The following is a 6,860-nucleotide window of genomic DNA, read 5'->3' as shown; positions in this document are numbered from 1 at the left end:
ACTCGATTTCTTTTACAACACTCAACTTAAAAGACATACTGTAATCGCGCTGAGTACGTTTTACATAATTGCTTCTTTCTTCCATAATAACGATTTCTTTTTTGTATCGCTATTTCAGGACGTTACAACTTTATAAAATAAAAAGCCTCACTTATTTTGGTGAGGTTTTTAAATAATCTATTACAATGTCTCAATAAAAAATCCCCTTTGTTTGCACAAAGAGGATTTTTAAAAAACGAGCTACAATTAATTCGCGATAAATTTACTGGTTACCAACTCGTTTTTATATTTTAATTTGATAATGTATACACCTTTTTCAAGACCATCCATACTTGTTTTATTGTCATTAAAACCTCTCTTAACAAGTTGTCCAGACATAGAATAGATTTGGAATTCTTCTGCTTTATCTTTCCAGTTCAGGCTGTTGTTTAATTTATCAACATATACTTGTGCTTTATTTTTAATCTCATTAACAGCCAAAGTTTTACTCAAAGGCAAGTCATAAAACTCGCTTGTAATAATCGGATTATTGCCTACTTGATAAACCACGCCAAGTTTTGTGAATTTGGTATTGTCTTTATTTCTCAAGAAACTGCTGGATTTAACATCGCCCAAATCGCCCATTCCGTTTTTAGTAAACAAAACCTCATCGCCACCTTTGGACACGCTAAAGGTGTTATAATATTTGGTTCCTACAGGCATTTTTTGGAAATGTACGTAGGAAAACTCAATATCTTCATCGTCATTATAAACTTTAGGATTAAGCGTATCAGAGTTAAGTACTACCGAGAAACCAACAGGATCGTAACCGATAAATATTCTATTTTCTTTTTCAAGAACACCGTCTTTTGAAGCTTGATTTACGATACCATAAGATTTGTTCGTGTCAACATCTTTAATACCGTTATTGGTTCCCAACATATAGCTATAAGTACCATTGTTGGAGAATCTATCAAAGTTGGTTGTTAAAAACTGTTCGTTGAAAATAACGGGAAACGAAACCGCATCTTCCATAGTTTCCACATTTAGCATATCGATGCTAGAGATCACATTATCATCGCCAACGACAAAACCAACTTGGTCTTTTTCTCCTTCTATTGGTGATAAGCCTTTCACAGCGATAACGTCTTTATTTATTTCTTTTACAATTGTGCCATCTTCGGATGCTACATAATAGTTACTCCAAGTTTTGTCATTAACCATATCGCGGTAACTCAATGCGTAGATGATTTCTAATTTATCATCCGAATTAAAGTTATGGCTGGTAATAGCATATTGTTCTGTAAAAGGTAAAGTTCCGAAATTTCCTAATGCGAACACCATATTTTCATCTGGAAACTTCGAGGTAAGAGGCAATTTAATTTCTTTTTCGATATTAAGATCCAGATCTGCAATTTGCACCAAAAGATGATTGTCTGGTGTCACCACCATAGAAGTGTTCATGAATTGCTTTTCATAATGAGAGAAAACTATTTTGTCTTGACCATTAATTTTAACAAAGCTTAATGGATTACCCGCATAATTACTTGTTCTGAACTTTTCTACTAAATATTCTTTTTTGAAATTGAATTGATCATCATACAATCTATAAGTCATTCCAGCTTTGTCATCCGACGCTGTCAGGATAGCCGTAGAGCCATCTGGCTTGTTAATGAAAAAACAGAAACTAGCCTCTAACTCATGCAACTTTTCACCATCTTCGTTAAAAATATAGACTTTATTTTTTTGGAAGTTAGGCCCCATCCCCCCTTCAAAATAATGTGCATAAATACCAAATTTTAGTTTACCATCATTAGCCCCAATATTTTTGGTTGCTTTTGTGATAATCTGTACATCATTAGTCGTTGTAGGAATATCAAAATTAATCGCTTTTGTTTCTGCAAGATTATCATTTAACAGTTTTAAGCTAATATTAGCAGCAGCACCGAAACTATAATTAAGTTCGAAAGTCTGAAGCTGGTTATCATTAATATTTCGAAATTGTCCCCATCTTTTGTTCGTCAAAGTACTGGTAGCCTCATCTGCCGATTTCGCAGAAGGCGATCCTAACAAATTGGCATAGTTGGATACCGTGGAATTAGAGTGATTCAGAAAGCTATTGTCAAGGTTTCCGAATTTTGAAAAATCCTCAAATGTTAATTTTTCTTGCGCGTTAAAGCTAACGGCTGCACACAACATCGATGCTAATAATGTAAATTTTTTCATTGTATAAAACTGAAATTAAGTAATCGTTATAATCTTGAATTTGATCAACACAAATATCCTATTCTGTTCAAAAAAACTAAATAAAACGCCCTTACAAAACTTGTACTAAGCCTCAAAACATTATTACATTAACAATACAAAACAGAATAAAATATTGAAAACCAATGGTTTATTAGTAAATATTTTGAAAATTACAAATTCATTAAAAAGTTGATGAGATTTTGTTCTTCGCCTTGTATTTTAAGCTTTTTGCGAAGACGCGACCGCGAAACCATGATACTATTAACCGACTGCTGCGTGATGGCCGAAATATCTTTTGTGGACATATTAAGTCTAAGAAACGCACACATTTTTTTTTCGTTCGGGGTGAGATTGGGAAATTGATGACTCAGTTTTGCATAAAAATTAGGATGCACTTTTGTAAAATGGGTTTCAAATTCGGTCCAGACATCTTGATCTTTTTTTTGATTCATCTCCTAGATTATTTCTTGTAATTGCTTCTGATTTGGAGGAGGTGTTGTTGCTTTCAAAGTGGACAATTGGTCGGAAATACTTTTTATAAGTTCGTTCTTTTTTAAAATATACATGACTTTGCTTGCCATTTCCCGATGTTGAAAATCCAAATCTTCGGTTAATTTTTCTTTTTCTAAAGACAAATTTTTCCGTTCTAGCTCCAACTTGTCATTAGAAAGTTTAGCATTTTTGAGTTTCGTTTTTTGTAAATACAGAAAAAGTGCCGCTAGGGCTAACAAAAGTAACAAAATACCACCTGCGGCATAAAACGCCAAACGGTTTTTTTCTTTTTCACTTTCTTGTTTTTGGGCATTGGCTTCATAAACTTCTTTTTGTTTTTCTAAAGCGTATTTTAGCTCTACACCGCTAACTTTCTTAACCGTTTCTGCATTAAAAAGACTATTTCTCAAATGGCTATATTGCTCTTGATTTTCTAAAGCCTGCTGGTAATTACCTAATTTTTTATAAACATTCCGTAAGAGTTCCAAACTTATGAGAATAGACTCTGTATTGCCTAGATTTTTCCCTAAAGAGAGCGCGTTATTGAGGTAATATTTGGATTATTCGTAACCACCAATTTCGGAATATGCTTTTCCCAAATTGTTGTAACATTGTGCCACGCCGCGATCTTCGCCCAAGTTTTCACGGATTTTTAAAGATTGATTGTAATAATAAATAGCAAGTCTGTGCTCTTTACCTTCCAAATGACAAACCCCAATATTGTTGAGCAAAGAGGCTTCCAATGAAGGGTCGTTGAGATTAGTATTTATTTTTTGTGCTGACTCAAAAAAGCCAAGTGCTTTATCAAATTGTTTTTGTTTTGCGTAAGTTGCTGCAATGTTATTGAGTATTTTTGTTTGCCAAGCTTGTACTTTTTGAGGCACCAGAACTTTTTCTTTATTTAATAATGCTCGAACTTCTTGATATTTTGAGAGCGCTTTGTCATAATTGTTTTGTTGTAGTTCTATGTTACCAAGTTGTGTGATTAATCGGATTTTGTTTACAATTAAACTTTGATCGTTTGGATTTTTTTTAAATAATTTATCATTAATTTTTATAGAAGATAAACTGTAATTCAATGCACTTGCAAAATTACCTTTGCCTAAATAAATACTGCCGAGCATTCTATACACATAGACTTTATCATTATTCTCGGGAAGTTGATTAATAAGTATTTCCGCTCTTTTACTATAATAAAGGGCAGAATCTAGATTTGATTTTGCGACTTCGTCCGATTTCCTAACCAAATCTTCAATATTTTTTACCATAGGGCTAGCAACTTCAGCAGCAACTTGTGCACTGAAAGCCTGTCCAAAAAAAATGAAATGAATAAAAAATATCTCAATAACATAATTCCTCCGTATAATATTTGTCTTAAACTTAAAACAAAATTAATCAAAAACTGTTTTGGATAGAAACAATATTTTTTTGTTGAAAAATTTAGAATATGCTATAAAAAAAGCCACAAAATGCTAAACATCTTGAGACTTCTAACTTATAGAAATACTTCTATGCAATTAAATAATTATGATATTGAACAAAATTTACTTATTAATAAATTTATAGGTTTCAGAATCTTTAAAACCAACAACCGAAAACACATACAAGTCGGCTTCCCGACATAAAATCAGCTTCATCTTTTGAAAAATTAGAACTAACTTCAGCAATACTTTCACTTTAAATTTCCTATTTTCGTAAAAAACACAAAATAGATGAAGAAGAAATTGATCCTTATGTTTATAAGCATCTTAATGCTAAACGCTTGCAAAAAACAAGAAAAAACAGAAGCTGAAAAAATCATAGACCAAAACGCACTTCGGGACAGCATAGTTTTGGAACAGAAAAAATCACAAATCGTCCCAATTTTAGATTCTATTATTTCAAAAAATAAATTCAATGGCATTGTGTCTGTCGAATGGGATCAAAAAAAAATCTACGAACGCGCACAAGGTTTTTCTAATTTTGAACGTCAAACTAACATCGACAACCAGACGGTATTTCCTATCGCGTCAAATAGCAAACAATTTACAGGGGTTTTAATTCTACAATTAGAAGAACAACAAAAACTGAGTCTTAATGACACGGTTTCAAAATATTTAAAATCTTTTCAAACGCCTTCTTATAAAGGCATCACAATTTCCGAGCTTCTTCATCACAGTTCGGGCATTAATTATTTTGGTGAAAAACTGATGTTCAAACCCGGCACTGATTTTCATTATTCCAATGATGCTTACAAAAGTCTTGGCGACATTATCGAAGTGGTCACAGGAAAATCTTATGATGAGAATGTTATGGCACTTTTCCAAAAATTAGGCATGCGACATTCCTCAACGGGAAACTTGTACTCTGGGACAAATTTTGCAAGTGCTCATTTAGGAAAACTTAATAATCCTAAAGAAGTTCCTAATATGCCAAAACGTTTGGACAAAAATCACATTTCTATTGCTGCAGGCGGTATTTTATCAACTGTTGACGATCTTCATTTATGGAATAATGCGTTATACAATGGCAAAGTTTTGACCAAGGAATCTTTCAAAATTTTCATAAAACCCGAGAAGAGTTTTGAACATTATATTTTAGGCAAAGTAGGTTACGCTTGTGGCATTATGATAAGTCCCAAATCACCACAAACCTATATGCATTCTGGATATGTGAAAGGCGCGCCTTCGCTTAATTTTTATTATCCCGAGACCAAAACATCGGTGATTATATTGTCCAATATCGCTGATGAAAGTTTAGGAAAAAAAGCAATTTATAAAACACATCGCCAAATCCGAATCAAAATAGATTCGTTAACAACAATATGGAATCAAGACAAAAAAAATGTGCTTACTAATTTGTAAACACCATTTAATTATTTTAAAACAATTGATAACCAAGGATGAAGGATATCGAATTATACTCCGTATCCCATAGACTAGAATATACATATCCATTCTTTGACTGCACCAATTTTCTCGGTAAGCTGTATCTAACTTCAGCACTTAGTTTTTTATTATATTCATAAGATAAGCCAATGCCAAAACCTAATTTTGCATCGATGCTATTGTCTTGTCCTACATAAGAATAATCCATAAGATTTTCCGTTTTAGCATCCATTGGTAAATATAGAATCCCCATTGCTTTTGCAGACACGGTGGATTTTCCATGATTGTAAAAATTATACTTAACGCCAAAAGGCAACAAAATGTTATTGTAATCCAACTTCACTTTTTTCGAAGGACTTATGGCAGAATCCACCTCATCTGTGAATGACTGAAAACTTGGTTGGATGAAAACCGAAGCATTGAAAAAATTGAGTCTGTATTCAAAATTAACTCCAATCAAAAATCCTGTATTTGAAAATTTATAGGATGCTTTTTCTGCAGCGATATCGCCTTGGTAATTCATTGACAAAGACGAATTAACTACACCGGCGACAATGCCCATAGAGAAATTCCCTGTTTTTTCTTTTTCAGAATAAACTTTCACTTGATTATTAGAAGCATCACTACCTGAGTATTTTAAAAATAATTTTTTCAAAGGATCTTCGTAATACTCTAGAAATCTGATGTCTTTACTATCTTCGGAAATGCCGAATAAATTTGCAAGTTCTTTTTTATAAGAATTATCCGTAACAACATTGGTATCTCGATAATAGCGTTTGTTAATCAATTGCTTTATTTCACCATTTTTATCCTGATAGAAAAACGCTCTAGAATTGCTGTCATTATATTGAAACAAGTTATATGGTCCTTCTAAAACAACGCGCAGTAAAAGCGCCTTTTCGGTTGGCAAGATCGAGTTATTTTCTTCAATTCTAATATCATCAAATCTCGAAAAATTAGTAACAACGCTTACATATTTTGTTCCAGAGTTATAACTAATGCTTTCAAAATCTTTGGGTAACAAAACAACTTCCTTATCATTGTCATTCTTTTTTGTTACGAATGATGTTACAGCATTGTTTTGATTCTGCGTTTTTACCAGTATTTTTTCTGATTGCCCATTTCTATTAACAATTGTTGCTTCCACAAATTTTGACTGTGAAAATGCCAATCCGCTGATAACAAACATTGGAACTAATAAGAGTTTCTTCATTAATTTTTTTTTCAAATATAAACTTCTTATTCCAACTGAAAACTAATTTCTACCAGAAATGT

The 6,860-nt window shown here is 32.6% G+C and carries 6 protein-coding genes; 1 reads left to right on the top strand and 5 read right to left on the bottom strand.

What is annotated here, in order from left to right; genetic code table 11:
• Positions 1–246 precede the first annotated feature (246 nt).
• The 4 genes from ACVFVN_RS13840 to ACVFVN_RS13825 form a co-directional block, all read right to left on the bottom strand.
• Positions 247–2,205 carry a T9SS type A sorting domain-containing protein gene (locus ACVFVN_RS13840; protein ID WP_456235726.1) on the bottom strand — a complete coding sequence of 653 codons (1,959 nt, stop codon included), beginning with the start codon at positions 2,203–2,205 and terminating at the stop codon, positions 247–249.
• A gap of 191 nt (positions 2,206–2,396) precedes the next feature.
• On the bottom strand, positions 2,397–2,678 hold the full coding sequence (locus ACVFVN_RS13835) for a helix-turn-helix transcriptional regulator (protein ID WP_456235725.1): 282 nt from the start codon (positions 2,676–2,678) through the stop codon (positions 2,397–2,399).
• A gap of 3 nt (positions 2,679–2,681) precedes the next feature.
• Positions 2,682–3,206 carry a hypothetical protein gene (locus ACVFVN_RS13830; protein WP_456235724.1) on the bottom strand — a complete coding sequence of 175 codons (525 nt, stop codon included), beginning with the start codon at positions 3,204–3,206 and terminating at the stop codon, positions 2,682–2,684.
• A gap of 72 nt (positions 3,207–3,278) precedes the next feature.
• Entirely contained in the window at positions 3,279–3,986 is a 708-nt protein-coding gene (locus ACVFVN_RS13825; RefSeq protein ID WP_456235723.1) for a tetratricopeptide repeat protein, read from the bottom strand.
• Positions 3,987–4,430: 444 nt separating this feature from the next.
• Between ACVFVN_RS13825 and ACVFVN_RS13820 the strand changes: the two genes are divergently transcribed.
• Entirely contained in the window at positions 4,431–5,561 is a 1,131-nt protein-coding gene (locus ACVFVN_RS13820) for a serine hydrolase domain-containing protein (protein ID WP_456235722.1), read from the top strand.
• 16 nt (positions 5,562–5,577) lie between these two features.
• Here the strand turns inward: ACVFVN_RS13820 and ACVFVN_RS13815 are convergent, their stop codons facing one another.
• Entirely contained in the window at positions 5,578–6,798 is a 1,221-nt protein-coding gene (locus tag ACVFVN_RS13815; protein WP_456235721.1) for a hypothetical protein, read from the bottom strand.
• Positions 6,799–6,860: the final 62 nt, after the last annotated feature.

The organism is Soonwooa purpurea, from assembly GCF_053891095.1.
Note: the sequence above shows the minus strand (reverse complement) of the source record. Positions and strands in the feature narration are given on the sequence as shown.